Origin of the sequence: Corynebacterium sp. HMSC073B01, assembly GCF_001838255.1 — a bacterium.
Taxonomy (GTDB): domain Bacteria; phylum Actinomycetota; class Actinomycetes; order Mycobacteriales; family Mycobacteriaceae; genus Corynebacterium; species Corynebacterium jeikeium_D.
This window is the reverse complement of sequence record NZ_KV836177.1, coordinates 102,691-124,017: the sequence shown is the minus strand read 5'-3', so window position 1 is coordinate 124,017 and position 21,327 is coordinate 102,691. Positions and strand designations below refer to the sequence as shown.

Here is a 21,327-nt window from a genome sequence, read left to right as displayed (position 1 = left end):
AATGTCCAAGCGCACATTTGGGCAAAGTTAGGGCACCATGGATGTGTGGCTGAATTGGAAGAAGACTTTAACGAAGATTTACTACTCGACTTTCGCGACGTAAACCTCATCCGTGGTGGCCGTACGCTGGTCGGGCCGGTCGATTGGCAAGTAGAACTTGACGAACGCTGGGTCATCATGGGGCCGAACGGTGCAGGCAAAACTTCTTTGATGCGCATTGCTGCAGCGGAGGAGTTCCCGTCTTCAGGGGTGGCCCATGTGATGGGCGAGCAGATTGGGCGCACCGACATGCGTGATCTGCGCACCATGATTGGTTTGACATCATCGTCGATTGCTCACCGCATTCCCAATGACGAAAAGGTCGCGGACCTTGTTATTTCCGCCAGTTACTCCGTCCTGGGGCGCTGGCGTGAGACCTATGAAGAGATGGATTTCGAACAGCTCTCCGAGATTCTCGAGCGCATGGGTGCTGAGCATCTTGCAGACCGCACCTGGGGCACTCTCAGTGAGGGAGAGCGCAAGCGCGTACTCATCGCACGAGCCATGATGGTCAACCCCGAATTGCTGCTTCTCGACGAGCCGGGAGCCGGACTCGACCTCGGCGGTCGCGAGGACCTCGTCGGTTACTTAGGCGAACTCGCACTCGACCCGGATGCGCCGGCGATGGTGATGATTACGCACCACCCGGAAGAAATTCCGTACGGCTTCACCCATGCGATGCTCCTCGACGAAGGCAATGTCATCGCACAGGGGCTTATTGACGACGTCCTGACCAGTGAGAACCTGACCAAGGCTTTCCACCAGGAAATCGTCGTCGATCGCATCGATGATCGCTACTTTGCGCGCCGGGCACGGCCTGCTGGAAAGCACCGGAAGAAGTAGACGCTCATGGCGGTTCCGACACCTGAAACCCCGAATACACCCGCGTCGCCGAAACTGGCTGCGACTGTGTTGCTGCTCCGCGACACCCACTGCGGGCTCGAGGTCTACGTTCAAGAACGCGTATCCTCAATGCGTTTTGCGGCCAACATGACCGTGTTCCCCGGCGGTGGAGTAGACCGGCGTGATTTCCCCGCTGTCGCGAATGAGGGCATGGCCGTGACCGAGCCGTCGGAAGCCGACCCCGAGTCGCGGATCGCGCAGGCTTTTAACGTCGACCGCGTGCGGGCGCACGCGCTCACCTGCGCGGCCGTGCGTGAGACCTTTGAGGAAACAGGCACTCTGTTGGTTCGCGATGCTGGCGGTGAGATTGTCGCAGATGCCCACCGCTTCCACCGTCAGCGACGACAGTTGGAAGCCCACGAGTTGTCATTGACGGATTTTCTTAGCAATGAAAATCTGGCGCTCGATGCCGAACTCGTCAGTCCTTGGGCTAACTGGGTGACACCCGAATCCAACCCCATTCGTTACGACACCTATTTCTTCCTCGCCGCGCTTCCCGACGGTCAAAGAGCCGACGGTGACACCTCTGAGGCATCATCTTCAGGTTGGTTCCGACCGACTACGATTTTGGATGGATGGCGCCGTGGGCTACTTGGCCTCATGCCTCCGACCTGGGCGCAACTGACTCGCTTGGACGGTGTCAGTACTGTGGCGGAGGCTCTCGAGGCGGCCAGAAACACTCCGGTGCGACGCACCAGTAGTGACTTCCTCGGGGAACCTTTTATGGATGAGTACTTTGCTGTTGCCACCCACATGGGGCATTTGCGCAAAGGTATGAACCGTTAGCCGACTACTCAACCCCCGTTAACCGGCTGATCCCTAGTTGGAAGGAGATAACGAGTGTCCCTGTCCGCTGCAGAGGTGGCCGCTGTTGCTGCTCACCCGGAGTGGCTAGATGAGGCCGACCAGCTCGCGCTCACTAAAAAGTCTCTGATTGCAGACTCCGCGCATCTACGCCAACACTGTGGCGAGTTTGGTCGCGCGGTCATTGAAGTCGCGGCAGCTCGGCGTTCTGCGGTCAGCAAACTGCCAGGGGACTGGATCTTCTCTTCCGAAGCAGCGCAACAGGCCACGCCCTTTGTCGTCGCGCTGGCTCGCGCTCGTAGGCTTGCGCATCTCGGTGTCGAATCAGTGGCCGATGTGACCTGCTCCATTGGTACTGAGGTGGCAGCAATTGACCACGAGGGCCTGACCGTTGTCGGGTCTGATCTCGACCTTGCGCGGCTGGCCATGGCGCGGCATAACGTCGGCAAGAACATTTTCGCGCAGGCCGATGCTTTGCAACCGACCTTTGACGCACCCGTCATTGTCGCTGACCCTGCACGCCGCTCCGGTGGTCGCAGGATCACCAACCCGGAGGACTTGCTCCCATCGCTGCCGGCGCTCATAGCCGCCTGGCCCGACAAAGAACTAGCTATCAAATGTGCGCCGGGCCTCGACTTCAGCGAGTGGAGCGGGGAAGTGGCTGTCACTTCGGTGGACGGTGCGGTCAAGGAGGCATGTCTATATACGCCGGGGTTGGCCGGAGTTACCGATGGGCAATCCGTAACGCGATCGGCGATGGTTATCCGGACCGTCGATAAGCACAGGCCGTTAGAGTTGTCGGCGGTGGACGTGCAGACCTACGACGACACCATGCCTGACGACGTCGATGTGCGCGCTGCCGGTCGGTACATCATTGATCCGGATGGGGCGATTGTGCGCGCCGGGCTGGTGCGGCATTTTGCGGCGGCGCATGGGCTGTGGCAGCTCGATGAGCGGATTGCGCACGTCAGTGGCGATGTTTTGCCGCAGGGGATTGCCGGGTTCGAAGTTATTGAGCAAGTGGGGTTGAAGCAGGTTCGCAAGGCACTGGCAGCGTTGGATTGCGGATCGGTGGAAATTCTCGTGCGCGGCGTAGACGTCAACCCCGACGCGTTGCGCAAGCAGTGGAAACTTAAGGGCTCCAGGGCATTGGCGGTGGTGGTCACGCGCATCGGACGGAGCGCGACGGCGTTTATCTGTCAGCCCCGGGAGATCGGTTAAGGACCGCTTTACGACGGAAAACTGGTGGGGGTAGCCCGTTGGGGATCGGTGTTTGCTGTTGGCGAATACTGCGGAGACAGCTGCAGTTGATTGCGTACTATTAACGTCTGACATGCGGAAATAGCATGTTGGCGGGCGGGCTGTGCTCGTGGTGTAGAAAAAAATTTAAAAAAATAACGACATTGTTATCTGGATCACCTTCGCATTGGCGACAGGTTCTGTTATCTTCAACACAGACGACCTAGAGCGTGGCCTGGTTCACTTTATTGTGAGGCGGCTTGCGAAGTAAGGTCAGATAAACGTTCACCAGTAATCAACCAGTAAGGACGACAGAAAAATGCCGAACATCGTGGTTCTGGTCAAGCAGGTTCCGGACACCTGGTCCGAGCGTAAGCTCACCGATGACAAGTTTGTCCTCGATCGTGAGTCTGCAGACGCAGTTCTCGACGAAATTAATGAGAACGCTGTTGAGGCTGCCCTGCAGCTGAAGGAAGAGCACGGCGGAAACGTTACCGTCGCAACTGTTGGCCCGGATCGTGCCATCGAGGCACTGCGCAAGGCTCTGTCCATGGGTGCAGACGACGCCGTCATTCTTTCGGACGACGCACTTGAAGGTTCCGACGCTGTTCAGACCGCATGGGCTCTGTCCAACGTCATCGACACTCTCGAGGATGTTGACCTCATCGTCACCGGCAATGCCTCCACTGACGGTGGCACCGGCTCCGTCCCGGCTATCCTCGGTGTCTACCGCGACCTGCCGGTTCTGACTCACCTGCGCTCTGTCGCTATCGAAGGTGACTCCATCACCGGTGAGCGTGAGGTCGAAGACGGTATCTACCAGCTCAAGGCATCCCTGCCGGCAGTCGTCTCCGTCACTGAGAAGGCTAATAGCCCGCGCTTCGCATCCTTCAAGGGCATCATGGCCGCTAAGAAGAAGCCGGTCACCGAGCTGACTCTGGACGATGTTGCTGCTGAGGCAGAGCAGGTTGGTCTCGAAAACGCTGCTACCGGTGTCACTGGCTCCACTCCGAAGCCGGCTAAGACCGCTGGTGAGCGCATTAACGATGAGGGAGACGGCGGCGCCAAGCTGGCCGAGTACCTCAAGGCCCAGAAGTTCATCTAAGGCGCTTGACGCGAATAGAAGACAAATAGAGATACAAGTAGGAGAAAGATCACTATGACCGACGTCCTCGTTCTCGTCGAGCACGCAAATGGCGAGCTGAAGAACACCACCGCTGAACTGCTGACCGCTGCTTCCGCATTCGGCACCCCGGCCGCAGTTGTCGTGGGTACCCCGGGTACCGCTGCTGGCTTCGCAGACACCCTGGCCTCCTACGGCGCTGGCGAGATTCTCGCTGCTGAGTCCGACGATGCCGACAAGTACCTGATCACCCCTGAGGTTGACGTTCTCGTCGGCCTGGCCTCCGAGCGTGAGGTTCCGGTGCTGGTTTCCGCTTCCGCAACCGGCAAGGAAATCGCTGGCCGCGTCGCTGCGCTGACCGGTTCCGGTCTGCTGTCCGACGTTGTTGCTATCAACGATGACGCTTCCGTTAAGTACTCCATCTTCGGTGGCGAGTACATCGTTGACGGTGTCGGCTACGGCGCATCCCCGGTCTACGCTCTGCGTCCGGGCTCCGTTGACCCGGAGGAGAAGTCCGGTTCCGCTGACGTTACCGAGATTGCATTCCCAGAGATCGGCAACAACGCTGTCGAGATCGTTTCCTTTGCGCCGGCTGAGGGCGGCGACCGTCCGGAGCTGACCGAGGCTAAGCTGGTTGTTTCCGGTGGCCGCGGTGTCGCATCCGAGGATGGCTTCAAGAACGTTGTTGAGCCGCTGGCAGACGTTCTCGGCGCAGCTGTTGGTGCTTCCCGTGCTGCTGTTGACGCTGGCTACTACCCGGGTCAGTTCCAGGTTGGCCAGACCGGTAAGACCGTTTCCCCGGACCTCTACGTTGCTCTGGGTATTTCCGGTGCTATCCAGCACAAGGCAGGTATGCAGACCTCCAAGACCATCGTTGTGGTCAACAAGGACGAAGAGGCTCCGCTGTTCGAGATTGCTGACTTCGGTGTCGTCGGTGACCTGTTCGACGTTGTCCCGCAGGCTATCGAGAACCTGAAGTAATACGCACTTGCCTTAAGGCTGCTAGTTGCGTAAGGCTGCTGGCCGAGAGTCAACTCGGCTAGCAACTACCCGCTCGGGGTGGGCACAGATTTCCTGTCTGTTCCCGCTCCGAGCATTTTTTTGGTCCTACTCATCTGTTCGTGCAGACAGTGAGGTTTAACTATGGCGGATAGTGAGCATAAGGCGCACGCAGCGTTATACTGCCTGCATGCTTAATGACCACATCGTTGCCGCTCCGGACGAGAAGAGTGAAATGAAGTCTGCTGCGAAGACCCGTCACTTTGTGGATCATGCCGCGACTACACCATTGCGCCCAGAAGCGCGCACGGCAATGGTCGAGAACCTAGGTCTGGCCAACCCCTCGGGGCAGTACGCCACCGCACGCATTGCGAAAAAGGTTCTGGAAGAGTCCCGAGAAGAAATTGCAGAGCTGCTCGGTGCCGATCCCATCGAGGTAGTTTTTACTTCCGGTGGAACTGAGGCCGACAATCTAGCGATTTCAGGCCTGTACTTCAAGGCCTCTGGCTCGGACATTGTGGTTCCACCAATCGAGCACGATGCAGTGTTGAAGACATGTCACCATCTGGAAAAGGAACACTGGGCCAAGATTGTTGAGGCTCCTGTAGGTGCTGATGGTCGCGTTGACATGGTGCAGTTCCCGGAGATTAGTCGGCAGAACACCGCGCTGGTGACGTGCATGTGGGCGAACAATGAGACCGGCACCATCCAGCCGGTGGAGGAGATTGCCAAGCGGGCGAAGGAGGCTCGCGTGCCTTTCCATATCGATGCTGTGCAGGCAGCCGGACATCTGCCAATTGATTTCCACGCAAGTGGCGCCACTACAATGGCCATCTCCGCGCACAAGTTCGGCGGTCCCCGTGGGATTGGGGCGCTGCTTGTTCGTCGTGAAGCGAAACTTACCCCGCATAACAACGGCGGCGGGCAGGAACGCGGACTGCGTTCGGGCACGCAGGACGTGGCGTCGGCGGCGGGCATGGCGGCAGGACTGCGCGCGGCGGTGGACGCGATGGCGACGGACAATGAACGAATCCGCGGTCTGACGCAGCAGCTCATCAGGGCAATCGTGCACATCGACGGTGCGATTATCCACACCAGCGAGCTCGCTTTGCCGGGGCACGTCTACGCTAGCTTCCCGGGCGCGGAGGCCGATAGTTTGATCATGCTGTTCGATGCGGCGGGAATTGACTGCTCTACGGGATCGGCATGTAGCGCGGGCGTTAACCGTCCCTCGCACGTGCTGATGGCGATGGGCGTTTCGGAGCCGGAAGCGCGGTCGTCGATTCGTTTTACGCTGGGGTACACCTCGACGCAGGCGGATGTCGACGCCGTCATTTCGGCGCTGCCGGAAACGGTCGAGCGGGCGCGGCGTGCGGGCATGGCTTAGTTTTTGCCCCGTGGTGGTACGGTGACACGTGCACAAAATCTAGAGGGGAAAGGTTGCAACGCAATGCGAGTTCTTGCAGCAATGAGCGGTGGTGTGGATTCTTCCGTGGCTGCGGCGCGTGCATTGGCCGCAGGTCACGAGGTCGTCGGCGTGCACTTGGCGCTGTCGAAAGATCCGCAGTCCGTTCGCGCTGGATCCCGCGGCTGCTGTTCGCTAGAGGACTCCGGCGATGCCCGCCGCGTCTGCGATGAGCTGGGCATTCCTTTCTACGTCTGGGATTTCTCCGAGCGCTTCAAGGAAGAGGTCATGGATGACTTCTACGACTCCTACGAGCGCGGCGAGACGCCGAACCCATGCCTGCGCTGCAATGAACGCATCAAGTTCGCCGCTCTACTAGAGCGCGGCATCGCGCTCGGCTTCGACGCTGTGGTCACGGGGCACTACGCTTTGCTTGGCGACGACGGCCTGTTGCGCCGCGGCCGCGATGCGAAGAAGGACCAGTCCTATGTCCTGGGCGTGCTGGATCGCGAGCAGCTGCAGCGCTCGATGTTCCCGGTAGGAAACACCGAGAAGCCAGAGATTCGTGAAGAAGCCCGCGGGATGGGACTAGGCACTGCCAACAAGCCGGACTCTTACGACATCTGCTTCATCCCGGATGGCAATACCAAGGCGTTCCTGGGCGCGAAGATTGGCCGTCGCCCGGGCACCATTGTGGATAAGGAAACTGGCGACACCGTCGCTGAGCACGACGGTGTCTACGGTTTCACCATTGGTCAGCGCAAGGGGATTGGCCTGGCGGGGCCGATGCCGGATGGCAAGCCGCGCTATGTCACCGGCATTGATGCAGAGACCGGCACGGTGACAATCGGCACGGCTGCGGACTTGAATGTCAACGTGCTCGAGGCCGACCGTGCCATCTGGCTGGCCAACCCGGATGAGGTACTCGCTGCCTCGGAGGCCGGCAAGCTGCAGGTGCAGGTGCGTGCGCACGGTCGCCCCATCGACTGCCGCATTGAAGTGCTGGCAGGACCTGACGATGACGTCACCGGACGCGGTGGCGCCTTCCGGCTGCACCTGAGCGATCCGCTTCGTGGTGTCGCGCCTGGTCAGGCCGCTGTTTTGTACCACACTGACACTGCGGGCGACTACGTGCTGGGCTCCGGCACGATTGTCTCGACCGCCCGTGAAGAGGACTTGTCGTGACCTCCTTTGTCGGCCTTGGCCCGATGCCGGGCCGCAATCCACACGAGGCGGCAGAGATTGTCATTGGCGAATGCCTGGAAGGTCACCTCACGCTACCGACGTTGCCCGCCCGTGGGTTCGGCGCCGATGCCGTCGGTCGCACGGCCGCCCTCATGGCTGACCTCGTCGTCGACAGGGGAGCGCGCTCCTGGAAAGTCGCCGACCGTCGTGGTCGCGCGAGTGCCTTGGCCACTGATTATCTCCACCGAGACATCGACGCGTGCGAGGAAGCGTGGGGACGCACCCCGCAGAAAATTCGCCTGACCGCTCTCGGCCCATGGACGATGGCGACTTCGGTGGAAAATGCCGCAGGCCATCTCATCGCCGTTGACCGCGGCGCCGTGAAGTACTTCGCGCAGTCGTTGGCCGCGGGATTGGCTTCCCACATCGCCGATGTCCGTCGGCGTTTCGACAGCGACATCGAAGTACTTCTGGCAGAACCCGCACTCGGCGCAGTCGTACAGGGCAAAATCAAGGCCCCGTCCATGCTGATGGGCAACGCGGGTTATCTCCCCGCCCAGGGGCACCGCGAGATCGCGGAGATCTTCCTCGAAGTCACAGGGCCGCTGCGTGACGACGAAATCGAAGTGACCATCGCGCTGTCGAGCCCCGATGGCCTGGCTGTTCAGGCCTTGGCGGATTCCGGTGCGGCCGGAGTGTGGCTACCTCGCAAAGAACTGACCACCACGCAGCAACTGGATTTTGCGGCTGCCGTGGTCGGTGCCGATATGTCCCTGGAGCTGGGTATTGTGCCAGTGACGGTCACGGAGCGAGAAGAGCACACGGGCGTCCCGGTGGCGACACCGGCTCGAGCACTCGCTGAGCAAGCAGCGCTGTTCTGGGATGAGCTGGGCTATTCGCGCCTACAGATTGCTGAGAGCCTGAATCTGGCGCCGATGGGCGGCTTTGCTGCCAGCTCCAATGAAGAAGCACAGGCGCAACTCGGCGCAGGCCGTAATGCCACGGAACTTCTTCGTCGGGCAGCCGGTGACTTGGCTCGCGACGAATAGCGACCTTATTCCACCAGCGTATTGAGGTAGTCGGCGAAGTAGGGAAGTGTGAATTCCACGTATCCCGTCGACGCTGACACAATCAACTCGCGGTAAATCAGGTCATGGCGAAGCTGTGAGATGCCAGAGAGTTTGCGTCCCATGGTCTCTGCGATGGCGCTCGTGGCCACGGGCTTTCCATTGGGGGAGAGGCGCGCCATCGCTTTGAGAAAATCAATCTGGCGAGGTGGCACTTTCCGCAGGCTGGGCGCATGAACTTGCAGCCCGATGCGGCGGATGGATTCCGCTGCGGCATCCGAGACATGCTGAGCGGTAATGGTGTCCGAGTGGGCCAACCTGGCCTTAGCCCAAGCGACTGAGCCAATGGTCTGTATGAGATACGGGTAGCCGTGGCTGAGTTCAGCGGCCAGCTCGACGGCATCCTCGGTCATCGCGCGTTCGCCGAGTTCTGCAGTTCTGCGAATGATGTCCTTGGTGGTCTCCACGTCCAATCGGCCCAGAGACACGCGCTCGGCACGGCGTAAGAATGTTGCGCCCTCTAGCTGGAGCAAGTCTTCGATACCGCTGGGCAGCCCGGCTGCGACAAAGGCAATCTCCGCATCGTCGCGATTTAGGTCCTGGATTGCATGGGCAATTTCGTTGAGCTGTGCGGGGTCTGCACTTTGAACCTCGTCGAGAGTGAGCAAGATGCCGGATCCCTGTGGCATGAGGAGAGCCGAGAGATCCTGAAGTTGGCTGAGCAGATTCCTGCCGGGCTCGGGCTGAGAAGTGCTGGCTTCCGTCTTAAACCCGCCAATGCCGGCGATGGACAGGCCGGTGAGGTGACGGCCCTTGCCCATCGGTGCACTGTCAATGGCACTGAAAGTGCGCGGAATGGTGACATCGGTGAGTTCAGAAATCATTTCAGAGCCGATGTGAGCACGCAGCACAATCCATCCCAGTTGCTTTGCTGCGGCTTCAAACTCGTTGAGAAGTACCGTCTTACCGATTCCGCGGGTACCGGAAATTAGCGCGGTTCGCCAGGGATTACCGGGGCCTTCCGCCAGAGCCAGCTCAAACGAGTCCAGCTCGACATCGCGCCCACCGATGATGGCCGGGGATCGGCCGAATGTGGGGTGGAAAGGATTGCGTGGGATGGAGATGGCCTTGTCGCCGCGAGTGGTCACGCATCAATCATAGCAATGGATAATCCACATCGGCTTGGATAACTTGGATATTCCGCCGAATTTTGGATATTCGATTTCCATTGGATAATCACAAAACTCTGGATATTGGGAGAGCCGGGGAGGGTGAGGGGGCCGCTGCTCAGTCCATCGGCCACCCGAAGGTGAAGTCCGACGTATCCTTACCTTTTTCGGTCAGGTACTGCTGCAGGTTCTTCTTGTACTGGTAGTACGCGACGGCCTGCAGCTCCATCAGCTCTTCTCCCGATTTTTCGGTTAGCTCCCGGTAGTGGCGCGCCATCACCCATGCGATGCGCGCAGCCGCCAGAGCATCTTCGGTGGCATCATGTGCCCCGTCCAGGCGCACCTGATAATGGCGGGAGACATCAGTCAATGTGCGTTTTTCACGACGTTCCGGATCAAAATAGTGGTCCAGCACAAAGGGGTCGACGACGAGGCCGTCAACGGTAAAACTGGGATCCTGCGAGCGCAGTACCGTCAGATCATAAGCCGCGTTATAGGCCACTACGGTCAGACCATCGCGCCAGGCAGCTCGAAGGCCGGCAATGGTATCCGCTAGCACTTCATCGTGCGGGCGCCCCTCCGCGCGAGCTTTTTCAGTGGTGATGCCATGCACATCAGACGCAGCTTGCGGAATTTCGACACCGGGATTAGCGAGCATGATGGTGGAATCTTTGCCCTGCTCAGTCAGTCGGACCAGTGCGGAAGTGACAATCTTGCAGGTGCGAGGATCCGTGCCGGTAGTCTCCAGATCAAACGCGAGCATGCGTCGCGGATCGAAATTATGCATGTCTCAACTGTAGCGGAGAGCGCGGATTCTCTGACGTGACAGGAACGGATTAAGAGAATTTCAGTTCGACCGGCGCATCCGGGCAATGACATAGAATGAGCGACGTGACTTCCTCGACCGATGAGAACTCCGACCTGTCAACCTCCGATTTGTCTTCGTTTTCCAGCGCCCCCGCCTCCGAACCAGCGCCGGCGGACGTCCGGGAGAATTGGCAAGATCTAGCAACTCGCATTCGTGAAAACGCTGCGCTGTACTACACCGCACAGCCGGTTATCTCCGATGCTGAGTACGACGAGATGTTCCGTCAATTGCAGCACTTAGAGGAGAAGTGGCCCGACCTGGTGGTGCCGGACAGTCCCACCCAGCAGGTCGGCGCACAGGTCGAAGCGCCTGCCGACGGGGAAGTTTTCGAGCCCGTTGAGCACCTCGAGCGCCTCTACAGCTTGGACAATGTTTTCGATGAGAAGGAGTTGCGCGGCTGGCTGGCCCGCACCCCGGCCAGCACATACCTGACTGAGCTGAAGATCGATGGCCTGTCAATTGACCTGGTCTATGAGAAGGGCCGCCTTGTTCGGGCGGCCACCCGCGGAGACGGCCGCGTGGGGGAGAACGTCACCGCTAATGCGCGCACCATCGAAGATATTCCGCATGAAATCAGCGGCGAGAACATCCCCGACGTGCTCGAGGTACGTGGTGAAGTCTTTATCTCGTTGGAAGAGTTCGCACGCATCAATGCCGACCGCGTCGAAGCGGGGCAGAAACCGTTTGCCAACCCCCGTAACGCCGCCGCCGGTTCCCTGCGACAGAAGGATGTTGCAGAAGTGGCCAAGCGCCGGTTGTCCATGATTTGCCATGGAATTGGTCATATCGAGGGCTGGCGTCCACAGTCCCAGCACGAGGCATATCGTGCCTTGGACGAGTGGGGTTTCCACGTGTCGCCGTATACAAAGCAGGTTCATTCCGCGGATGACGTCGTTAAGCAGATGCAGTACTGGGGCGAGCACCGCCACGACGCCATCCACGAGATGGACGGGCTTGTGGTCAAGGTTGACTCCCTTTCCGAGCAGCGCGCGTTGGGCGCGACCTCGCGGGCGCCGCGCTGGGCGATTGCCTACAAGTATCCGCCAGAAGAGGTCACCACGGACCTGCTGGACATTCGAGTCTCCATCGGCCGAACTGGTCGTGCGACGCCATATGCCGTGATGAAGCCGGTCTTCGTGGCCGGGTCAACTGTCGAGATGGCGACGCTACACAACCCTTCCGAGGTGCACCGAAAGGGTGTGCTCATCGGGGACCGTGTGACCATCCGCAAGGCCGGTGACGTGATTCCAGAGGTACTGGGCCCCGTAGCCGATCTCCGAGATGGTAGCGAGCGAAAGTACATTTACCCGACTCTCTGCCCCGAGTGCGGTACTCGTTTGGCTCCGGCAAAGGACAGCGATGCCGATTGGCGTTGCCCCAATACCCGCTACTGTCCAGGTCAGCTGCGGCGTCGAATTGAATTCCTCGCCTCCCGCTCCGGGTTCGATATCGAAAACCTGGGGGAGAGGGGCGCTGCCGATTTGATTCATCGCGGCGTGCTTGCCGACGAGTCCCGCCTCTTCGACCTCACCGAGGAAGATTTGCTCGGCACTGAGGTCTACACTACGGCTTCGCGGAAAACCCTGAACGCCAATGGTAAGAAACTGTTGGCCAACATCGAGGCAGCTAAGGATAAAGAGCTGTGGCGCGTATTGGTCAGCCTGTCCATTCGTCATGTGGGTCCAACAGTGGCGCGGACCTTGGCACAGAAGTTCGGCTCGATGGAGGCGCTGCGCGCTGCGAGCCGCGAGGAGATTTCGGCCATCGATGGCATTGGCGAGATCATCGGCGATTCCGTGGCTGACTGGTTCGAGGTGGACTGGCACCGCGAGGTTGTCGAGCGCTGGGAAGCTGCCGGTGTGCGTATGGCCGATGAGGTCGCCGATCGTCCAGATCAGGTGCTAGAGGGATTGACCGTGGTAGTCACCGGCTCTTTGGAGGACTTCACTCGCGACAGCGCGAAGGAAGCCGTTATCTCCCGTGGCGGTAAGGCCGCAGGGTCGGTGTCGAAGAAGACCGACTACGTGGTGGTTGGCGAAAACGCCGGTTCCAAGGCCACAAAGGCCGAGGAGCTGGGCTTGCCCATCCTCGACGAGGATGGGTTCAAGCGATTGCTGGAAACTGGTCAGGCCTAGCTGGGGCTTGGCCCAGCCAGGATTTGACCCAGCCGGGCCTAAATCTTGGTCTCTTCCAGCTTCCAGACCTCATTGGCGTAATCGCGGATAGTGCGGTCGGAGGAGAAGCGGCCCGAACGGATGATGTTCAGGAAGCACTTCTTGGCCCACGCCAGCTCGTCGCGGTAGTCCTCGGCCATGCGGTCGCGGGTCTCGCGGTAGTCAGCGAAGTCGCCGAGGACGTAGTAGACATCGGCTGGCTCGTACCCGTTGGACTCCAGCAGCGAGAAGTGCAGGTCGTGGAACATTCCGCTGCCACCGTCAGCAAAAGTGCCGTCGACAAGCGAATCGACCGCGCGCTTGAGACCCGGCACCGTTTCGTAAGTGCCACGCGGGCTGTAGGTGCGACGCAGCTCCGGCAGCTCCTCTTCCAGCGCACCGAAGATGTAGGCGTTCTCTTCGCCGGCGGCGTCGACGATTTCGACGTTTGCGCCGTCCATGGTGCCCAGCGTCAGTGCGCCGTTCATCATGAACTTCATGTTCGAGGTACCCGAAGCCTCCTTACCGGCAGTGGAAATCTGCTCGGAGACGTCGGTGGCCGGGATGATGTGCTCTGCCGGGGTGACGTTGTAATTCTCAACGAAAGCGACCTGCAGGCGACCGTCCATGTCCGGATCGTTATTGACCTTGTCCGCGATAGCGTTGATGAACTTAATGATGGCCTTCGCGCGAACGTAGCCTGGGGCGGCCTTGGCACCGAAGATGAACACGCGCGGTGGCACGTCCAGCGCTGGGTCTTCCTTGATGCGGTAGTAGAGATCGAGGATGTAGAGCGCGTTGAGAAGCTGGCGCTTGTACTCGTGCAGACGCTTAATCTGGGTATCGAAGATGGCGTCCGGGTTCACCGAAATACCCTGGCGGTGCTCCAGCCAGGTGGCGAAGTCCTTCTTGTTCTCGTGCTTGATGTCGAGAATCTCACGCAACACGGCCTCGTCGTCAGCAAACTTTTCGAGCTCAGCGAGCTTGTCCAAGTCAGTGACCCAGGCGTCCGAACCCGACAGGCGAGTCAGCAGTGCCGACAGGCGCGGGTTGCACTGGTTGAGCCAGCGGCGCGGGGTGACGCCATTGGTCTTGTTGTTGAAGCGCTCCGGCCAGATATCGTGCCAGTCCTTCAACGTTTCGCGCTTAATAATCTCCGTGTGCAGGGCAGCAACACCGTTGATGGAGTACGCGGCGTAGCAGGCGATCCACGCCATGTGGATGCGACCGTGAGAAATCGGCGCCATGTAGTCAATCTTGCCCTGGTCGAAGCCGCGCTCCGCCAGGTCTTCGCGGAAGCGGCGGTCAATCTCGCGGGTGATCTCCAGAACGCGGCCGAAGAGACGGTCAAAAATGGAGTATTCCCAGGTCTCCAACGCTTCTGCCAGAACGGTGTGGTTGGTGTAGGCGAAGGTGTTGGACACGACGTTCCAGGCGTCGTCCCAGCTCATATCGTGCTCATCCAGGAGCAGACGCATCAGCTCTGGGATAGCGAGCACCGGGTGGGTGTCATTGAGCTGAATGGAGTTGTACTTGTGGAAATCGCGCAGGTCCTCGCCGTGATTCTCGATGTAAGAATCGATCATCGTCTGCAGCGAAGCGGAGACGAAGAAGTACTGCTGGCGGACACGCAGGACCTTGCCGTCATAGGTCGAGTCATTCGGGTAGAGCACGCGGCACAGGTCATGGACGCGCTCCCGTTCGACAATGGCGTCGGTGAAGCGCTGCGAGTTGAAGGCGTCATAGTCGAACTCACGCATCGGCTCCGAGTGCCACAGGCGCAGCGTGCCGACGTTATCGGTGCCGTAGCCGGTAATTGGCATGTCATATGGAACAGCGCGCACCACCAAGTCATCAAAGGTGACAATCTTGGACAGTTCCTCGCGACGAATGACGAAGGGGTAGCCCTCTTCCATCCACGGGTCCGGGTGCTCATCCTGGAAGCCATCTTCGAAGGTCTGCTTGAACAGACCGTAGCGGTAGAGGATGCCATAACCGGTCACCGGCAGATTCTGCGTGGCACAGGAATCCAGGAAGCAGGCGGCCAGACGACCCAGGCCACCGTTACCGAGAGCGGCGTCGTGTTCAGCCTCGAGCACGTCTGTCAGATTCTTGCCGTACTTTTTCACGGCAGCAGAGGCCTCATCCACCAGACCTGCATTGAGCAGGTTATTCAGCAGGGCGCGACCCATGAGGAACTCGGCGGAGAAGTAGTGCTGCTGGCGGGTAGCAGCGTATGCCTCCGTGGTGCGCTGCCAGTTGTCCGCTAGGTCATCGACAACAACCCGTGACAGACCGGACCAGAATTCCATCTCAGTGGACGACTGGGGGACACGGCCGGATTCGGCACGCACGTGGGATCCGACGAGGTCACTCAAGTTCGACATCAAAGAAGCTCCTTATTGACTGGTATCATTTCCAGACTTTACCGCTAAGCGTGAATCACTGCGCTCCATAGGGGAGGAGCCATAGGGTAAGAGCTTCGAGCAGAAGGGAGCAGCCCACAGAAGGGAGCAGCCCACTAGCCGCTGCTAGTCGATAATCGCACCGACAATCGTGCCAATACGTCCCAAGTGCTCAACCTCACTTGGCAGGAAGTCTGGCCCGCCGGGCCGGCCAATAACGAGAACGAGGCCCTTGCCCATTGGGGTAGCGGCAATGGAGGAGTCCATAACCGTCCAGTCCTCCGGAAGCCACGTTTCTTCGTCCGGATCCAGGTTTCGTGGCGAGTCAATCGGGGCTTCCGGCAGAGTCCGGCCGTTATCCTCTGGAGCAGCGGTAGAGGAAGCGCGACGTACCCACCGGCCATCGCTCTGTTCGCCGAGGACGATAGCCCAGCCGGCAGTCATAGTCTGAGGCAGGCCGTCGACGACATCTCCGAGGGCACGATCCAAATTCTTCGTGTGCTGTGAGAACTTGGCCAGCAGCGCAATCTGTCCGCGGCGGTCGACCGAGCCGGAAAAAGGCCTAATTGAATCGACTTCCACTCCGCTAATGGACTGAGCCGCCGTAATCAGTGTGTCTGGGAGCAGGCCCATGGGCAGGTCAACCACGATGTCGTCGACAACAACGCCATTAGCGCCGTAATCTACGACATCGACACTGCGAATATCACCTTCTACTTCGCCCAGGGCAGCCGCGACGTAGCCAAGTGCGCCTGGTTCGTCGGGAAGCTGGATGCGAAGGAGGTAACTCATGGCTGTGTGCACAACCTTTCGAATAATTGATAGTGATGCTTGCGGTGTAACTATAGAAGTAGTGATTTAGGCTACAGGGTAAACCTTTGAAATGTAAGACCCTGCGGACAACTACTTGGCGACAACGACTACTGTTGGCAAGTACAGCCCGCTCGCGCGGTTCAAAATCAGTTTCAACTAAACTTCTGTGCACTAGCTTCGTACGAAGAAATGAAAGGGGTACTAGCGTGCCAGCTATCTCACGCGATGAGGTCGCCCACCTAGCGCGATTGTCCCGTCTGGCTCTGACTGACGCGGAACTCGACGAGTTCGCCGGTCAGATCGACGGCATTATTAACCACGTCCAGGCCGTTCAAAAGGTGGCTGCGGATGATGTTGAACCGATGAGTCACCCCTCTTCGCTGTCCGGTGTGATGCGCGAGGACGTCGTCAAGCCGACGCTGACTGCGGAGCAGGCGCTGGACCAGGCGCCGTCGCAGGACCGCCAGCGCTTCGAAGTTCCCCAGATTCTCGGCGAGTAGGAGTACGTGGAAGAAATGATTGCAGCTAACCCGAACCTGCATGCCGCTGTTGCTGAGGACCCGATTCTGGGGCTGAGCGCTTTTGAGCTCGCACAGAAGATTCACGCTCGTGAGCTGACCTCGGTAGAGGTCACCCAGGCGTTCCTCGACCGTATCGCGGCAATTGATGAGGACATTCACGCATTCCTGCACGTCGGTGCCGAAGAGGCCCTGGCTGCAGCTCGCAAGGTCGATGAGTCGCTGGATGCTGGCGAGGAGCCGGCCTCCGCGCTGGCCGGTGTTCCGCTGGCGCTGAAGGATGTCTTCACTACCACCGATGCGCCGACCACTTGCGCTTCCAAGATGCTCGAGGGCTACATGAGCCCTTACGACGCAACGGTTACTGCCAAGCTGCGTGCAGCTGGCATCCCAATTCTGGGTAAGACCAACATGGATGAGTTCGCCATGGGCTCGTCGACTGAAAACTCCGCTTACGGCCCGACTCACAACCCGTGGGATGTTGAGCGCACCGCAGGCGGTTCCGGTGGTGGCTCTTCCGCGGCGCTGGCCTCCGGTATGGCTCCGCTGGCTATCGGTACTGACACCGGTGGCTCGATTCGTCAGCCAGCAGCTCTGACCGCAACGGTCGGCGTGAAGCCGACCTATGGCACGGTATCCCGCTACGGCCTGGTCGCTTGCGCCTCCTCGTTGGATCAGGGTGGGCCGACCGCGCGAACCGTTCTGGACACCGCGCTGCTGCACGAAATCATTGCTGGTCACGACGAGAATGACTCGACTTCCACGGAGCAGCCGATTGCCGATGTGGTTGCTGCTGCCAAGGAAGGTGCTACCGGTGACCTCACGGGGGTTAAGGTCGGCATCGTCAAGCAGTTCGACCGCACCGAGGGTTACCAGGCCGGCGTACTGGACAGCTTCCACGAGGCCGTCGACAAGCTTAAGGAAGCTGGCGCAGAGGTGGTCGAGGTCGATTGCCCGAACTTCGACCACGCACTGAGCGCGTACTACCTGATTCTGCCGTGTGAGGTCAGCTCCAACCTGGCTCGTTTCGACGGCATGCGTTACGGCCAGCGTGTTGGTGATGACGGTTCGCACTCGGCCGATGAGGTCATGGCTATGACCCGTGCCGCTGGTTTCGGCGATGAGGTTAAGCGACGCATCATCATTGGTACCTACGCGCTATCGGTCGGTTACTACGATGCCTACTACATCCAGGCACAGCGCGTCCGTACCCTGATTCAGCAGGACTTCGAGCGGGCCTTCGAACAGGTAGATGTCCTGATCTCGCCGACCACTCCGACCACTGCGTTTAAGTTGGGCGAGAAGGTTGACGACCCGCTGAGCATGTACATGTTCGACCTGTGTACTCTGCCGCTCAACCTGGCCGGCATGTGTGGCATGTCCGTGCCGTCGGGCCTGGCTGAAGACACCGGCCTGCCGGTAGGCCTGCAGATTATGGCTCCGCGCCACGGTGACGATCGTCTGTACAAGGTCGGCGCTGCCTACGAAAAGGTTCGCGGCTCGATTGCATAAAGACGCTCAATAAGCCTTAGTCGGTTTTCTGCAACCGTCGTTTTCTCACTGAAGTGGGAGAGCGGCGGTTGTTGTCGTGTCGGGGAGAGTTTCATACATACGCAGGAACGCAAACATGGAGAGAGTTAGATTTAAAAACCCACCGCGGTTTATGCCTTGGATCTATGGGCTGGTCATTGTCATAGCCATTGCCGTCAGTCTGGTCGCTGCGGTGGTCTTCGGCTCGGCGGATATCACCTGGTCCACCACGACACAGGTCATTTCGCATCACATCTTCGGCATTGAGCTCGATGAATCTGTGCCCGCCAGTTCGGACACCATCGTCTGGAATCTCCGCGCTCCCCGGGGTATTCTCGCAGCGATTGTAGGGGCGGGGCTAGCTGTCTCCGGTGTGGCTATGCAGACATTGGTCCGTAACCCGTTGGCAGACCCATATCTGCTAGGTATTTCCGCCGGCGCCGGTGCCGGTGCGACCGCGGTGATTATCTTTGGTGCTTTCTCCGGTAGCCCCATCGCGCCGCTGACATTCGGTGCACTCCTCGGTGCAGTAATGGCCACCCTCGCGGTCGGTGCTTTCGCCACTGCAGGCGGTGGGCTGACTCCGCTGCGTTTGGTGCTCTCCGGCGTTGTGCTCTCCGCTGCGTTTTCCGCGCTGAGTAGCTTCATGGTCTTCGCTGGGCCAGACCCGAGGGCCGCGCAGTCCGTGATGTTTTGGATGCTGGGCTCTGTTGCCGGTGCGACATGGCTGAAGACGCTCTTCCCGCTCATTGTCCTCATCGCAGTACTGTTGTTTTTCCTGGTCAAAGCCCGTCATCTGGATGCGCTGGCAACTGGTGAGAGCACCGCAGCGGCCGTAGGTATTGATGTTTCTCGGCTACGCACACAGGTATTTGTGCTCCAGGCTGTCCTCGTTGGCACGCTCGTTGCGGTCTCTGGCGGCATCGGGTTTGTCGGCCTGGTGATTCCACACTTGACCCGCATCTTGGTAGGGGCCACGCACCGCGTTGTCCTACCGGTTGCTGCCCTCATGGGTGGACTGTTTCTCATCTGGGTGGACATCATCGCGCGCGTAGTGGGCGGAAGCCAGGAAATGCCGCTGGGAGTAGTCACGGGATTGGTTGGCGCACCACTTTTCCTCTACCTCATGAGCCGCTCGCACTACAGCTACGGAGGTGCTGAGTAAATGAGCGCTCTACCAAAATCTGTACTCGCCGCTAAAGATATGCGCTGTGATATCGCTGGGCGCACCATTGTCAGCGGAGTCAACCTCAACTTCGGTGCAGAACCCATGACCGCCATCATTGGTGTTAACGGCGCGGGTAAATCCACGTTGCTGCGTGCGCTCGGTGGAATCACGAAACCGGCCACGGGCGAGGTCGAGATTAACGGCAAATCGATGAGCTCAATCAGCTCGAAGCACCGCGCCCGCGATCTGGCTTTCGTCGCGCAAAACGAGGTTCCACCCGCCGAAATGCGCGTGCGCGACTTTGTCTCCCTGGGGCGCTTGCCCTACCAGCGCCTTTTTGGTGGCAACACCGCCGAGGACAATTCCCACGTCGACCGTGCGCTGGAGCTCGTGGGGTTGGAAGCGGTTGCGCAACGCCTGTGTGGGCAACTCTCGGGTGGGCAACGTCGTCGCGTGTGTCTGGCGCGTGCCATCGCCCAGGACTCGCCAATCATGCTTCTCGACGAGCCCACTAACCACCTCGACGTGCGCCATCAACAATCCGTCCTCCGTCTGGCCCGCTCCAGCGGAGCGTGTGTCATTGCCGCGATCCACGACTTGGACCTGGTGATGAACCACTTCGACCGCGTCATCGTGGTCGCGGACGGCGGTATCGCGGCCGACGGCATTCCCGCAGAAGTGCTTACCCGCGACTTTGTCGCCCAAATCTTTCAGGTTGAATCCTGTCAGCTCAATTCCCCCGCTGGCCGCCGCCACCTCGCAATCGATAGCGAGCTGGATGCTGCCACCATCAACTAGGAGTACTCCCTTGAATAACGCACATGCTTTCCGACGTCCCCTTCGTGCCTCAGCAGCTGGTATCGCTGTGGCTGCTCTGGCATTCGGAGCCGCCGCCTGTGGCTCTGATGAGGGAACGCAGGCCTCGTCGTCAGGCCTTACCCTCACCAACTGCGGTGAAGAAGTCAGCTACCCGGGTGTAGCTAAAAAGCTGCTGATTAATGACGGCAATATTGCTTCGCTGGCGCTGGCTGTCGGTGCTGCGGATGAGATCACAGCGGTGAGCTCTATGGCCTCGCATCTGCCGGTGTTGACCGCAGCTTATGGCGATGCAATTGCGCAGAAGCCAGAAGTTGCGAAGGAATACCCGAATCTGGAGCAGGTCATTGCGGCCGAACCGGATGTGATGCTGGCGGGCTGGGGCTATGGCTTTAGTGAAGACAAGGGCATTACCCCGGAATCGCTTTCCGAGCACGGTATCGGTGCCTACACCCTGACGGAATCTTGCCGTACTGGTGACGCAGCCTCGGCGGGCAAGGAAGGCAGTGGCGACCCGGGGCATACTCGTGGTCTGGTGGATCCGTGGGAAGCTGTCAAAATTGATTTGAAGAATATCGCTACCTTGACCGGACACGACGGTGAGGGCGACAAGGTTATTGCAGATATTGATAACCGACTGCAAGCCCTGGATGCCGCGCCAAAGGGAGATAAGAAGCCAGTGGGCTTCCTCTTTGATTCTGTCGGTGAAGCACCAATTACCTCGGGTTCCTTTGGCGCACCGCAGGGCATCCTGGAAAAGGCCGGTGCAATCAATGCGACCGAGTCGATTAAGGACACTTGGACTACGACCTCCTGGGAGCATGTCGCGGAGATGAATCCTGACTTCATCGCGCTTGTGGACTACCCAGGTCAGACCTTCGAAGAGAAAATCAAGGTTTTGCGCACGAATCCGGCAACGAAGGATCTCGAGGCGGTCAAGGAGAACCGCTTTATTAACCTGCCGATTGCATTGTGGACGGAGTCTCCGCTGAACGTCGATGCCGCAGAGTACGTGCGCAAGGCGCTCGAGGAATATGGTCTTGTGCCGGCGTCGGAGGTGACGACGAAGATGGAGCTACCGTCTGAGCTACCAGGGCAGGAGTACCTGCAGAAGTAGTTTCGA

18 protein-coding genes are annotated in these 21,327 nt (G+C 59.5%); 14 read left to right on the top strand and 4 right to left on the bottom strand.

Features of this window, described 5'->3' with window-relative positions; all coding sequences use genetic code 11:
* Positions 1-45: 45 nt before the first annotated feature.
* From HMPREF2849_RS08810 to HMPREF2849_RS08775, 8 genes are all read left to right on the top strand, one after another.
* Positions 46-882: an ABC transporter ATP-binding protein gene (locus HMPREF2849_RS08810; protein ID WP_048735276.1), complete on the top strand. Its 837-nt coding sequence runs from the start codon at positions 46-48 to the stop codon at positions 880-882.
* Positions 883-888: 6 nt separating this feature from the next.
* Entirely contained in the window at positions 889-1,728 is an 840-nt protein-coding gene (locus tag HMPREF2849_RS08805) for an NUDIX hydrolase (protein WP_070546741.1), read from the top strand.
* A 54-nt stretch (positions 1,729-1,782) separates the two neighbouring features.
* A complete protein-coding gene (locus HMPREF2849_RS08800) occupies positions 1,783-2,967 on the top strand; it encodes a THUMP-like domain-containing protein (RefSeq protein WP_070605070.1) in 1,185 nt (394 codons plus the stop codon).
* Between the two features lie 337 nt (positions 2,968-3,304).
* The gene (locus HMPREF2849_RS08795) at positions 3,305-4,090 is read left to right on the top strand and encodes an electron transfer flavoprotein subunit beta/FixA family protein (RefSeq protein WP_048735284.1); all 786 of its coding nucleotides are present in this window, start codon (positions 3,305-3,307) and stop codon (positions 4,088-4,090) included.
* Positions 4,091-4,144: 54 nt separating this feature from the next.
* Positions 4,145-5,089: an electron transfer flavoprotein subunit alpha/FixB family protein gene (locus HMPREF2849_RS08790; protein ID WP_016422471.1), complete on the top strand. Its 945-nt coding sequence runs from the start codon at positions 4,145-4,147 to the stop codon at positions 5,087-5,089.
* 253 nt (positions 5,090-5,342) lie between these two features.
* Entirely contained in the window at positions 5,343-6,494 is a 1,152-nt protein-coding gene (locus tag HMPREF2849_RS08785; RefSeq protein WP_048735387.1) for a cysteine desulfurase family protein, read from the top strand.
* A gap of 63 nt (positions 6,495-6,557) precedes the next feature.
* Complete coding sequence (gene mnmA / locus HMPREF2849_RS08780; RefSeq protein ID WP_048735286.1) at positions 6,558-7,697, top strand: tRNA 2-thiouridine(34) synthase MnmA; 1,140 nt, start codon at positions 6,558-6,560, stop codon at positions 7,695-7,697.
* Positions 7,694-8,746 (top strand): uroporphyrinogen decarboxylase/cobalamine-independent methonine synthase family protein, encoded by a 1,053-nt coding sequence (locus HMPREF2849_RS08775; protein WP_048735289.1) that lies wholly within the window; start codon positions 7,694-7,696, stop codon positions 8,744-8,746. The genes mnmA and HMPREF2849_RS08775 overlap by 4 nt, the downstream gene beginning before the upstream one ends.
* 5 nt (positions 8,747-8,751) lie before the next feature.
* On the opposite strand, the gene HMPREF2849_RS08770 is transcribed toward HMPREF2849_RS08775, so the two are convergent.
* Positions 8,752-9,912 (bottom strand): ATP-binding protein, encoded by a 1,161-nt coding sequence (locus tag HMPREF2849_RS08770; protein WP_070862884.1) that lies wholly within the window; start codon positions 9,910-9,912, stop codon positions 8,752-8,754.
* A gap of 139 nt (positions 9,913-10,051) precedes the next feature.
* Positions 10,052-10,720 (bottom strand): 3'-5' exonuclease, encoded by a 669-nt coding sequence (locus HMPREF2849_RS08765; RefSeq protein WP_049194088.1) that lies wholly within the window; start codon positions 10,718-10,720, stop codon positions 10,052-10,054.
* 95 nt (positions 10,721-10,815) lie between these two features.
* Between HMPREF2849_RS08765 and ligA the strand changes: the two genes are divergently transcribed.
* Positions 10,816-12,936, top strand: coding sequence for an NAD-dependent DNA ligase LigA (ligA, locus tag HMPREF2849_RS08760; protein ID WP_141764553.1), 2,121 nt, complete (start codon positions 10,816-10,818; stop codon positions 12,934-12,936).
* 38 nt (positions 12,937-12,974) lie between these two features.
* Here ligA and HMPREF2849_RS08755 read toward each other — a convergent pair whose 3' ends face one another.
* Positions 12,975-15,341 carry a glycogen/starch/alpha-glucan phosphorylase gene (locus HMPREF2849_RS08755; RefSeq protein ID WP_069358818.1) on the bottom strand — a complete coding sequence of 789 codons (2,367 nt, stop codon included), beginning with the start codon at positions 15,339-15,341 and terminating at the stop codon, positions 12,975-12,977.
* Positions 15,342-15,485: 144 nt separating this feature from the next.
* Positions 15,486-16,151: an ACT domain-containing protein gene (locus tag HMPREF2849_RS08750; protein ID WP_048735304.1), complete on the bottom strand. Its 666-nt coding sequence runs from the start codon at positions 16,149-16,151 to the stop codon at positions 15,486-15,488.
* A 227-nt stretch (positions 16,152-16,378) separates the two neighbouring features.
* On the opposite strand from HMPREF2849_RS08750, the gene gatC reads away from it, so the two are divergent.
* The 5 genes from gatC (at position 16,379) to HMPREF2849_RS08725 (ending at position 21,321) form a co-directional block, all read left to right on the top strand.
* Positions 16,379-16,672 carry an Asp-tRNA(Asn)/Glu-tRNA(Gln) amidotransferase subunit GatC gene (gene gatC, locus HMPREF2849_RS08745; RefSeq protein ID WP_005509328.1) on the top strand — a complete coding sequence of 98 codons (294 nt, stop codon included), beginning with the start codon at positions 16,379-16,381 and terminating at the stop codon, positions 16,670-16,672.
* 15 nt (positions 16,673-16,687) lie between these two features.
* A complete protein-coding gene (gene gatA / locus HMPREF2849_RS08740) occupies positions 16,688-18,202 on the top strand; it encodes an Asp-tRNA(Asn)/Glu-tRNA(Gln) amidotransferase subunit GatA (RefSeq protein WP_049172086.1) in 1,515 nt (504 codons plus the stop codon).
* Positions 18,203-18,317: 115 nt separating this feature from the next.
* Positions 18,318-19,385 (top strand): FecCD family ABC transporter permease, encoded by a 1,068-nt coding sequence (locus HMPREF2849_RS08735; protein ID WP_370449368.1) that lies wholly within the window; start codon positions 18,318-18,320, stop codon positions 19,383-19,385.
* Entirely contained in the window at positions 19,386-20,186 is an 801-nt protein-coding gene (locus HMPREF2849_RS08730; RefSeq protein ID WP_049172090.1) for an ABC transporter ATP-binding protein, read from the top strand.
* 10 nt (positions 20,187-20,196) lie between these two features.
* A complete protein-coding gene (locus HMPREF2849_RS08725; protein WP_049172092.1) occupies positions 20,197-21,321 on the top strand; it encodes an ABC transporter substrate-binding protein in 1,125 nt (374 codons plus the stop codon).
* Positions 21,322-21,327: the final 6 nt, after the last annotated feature.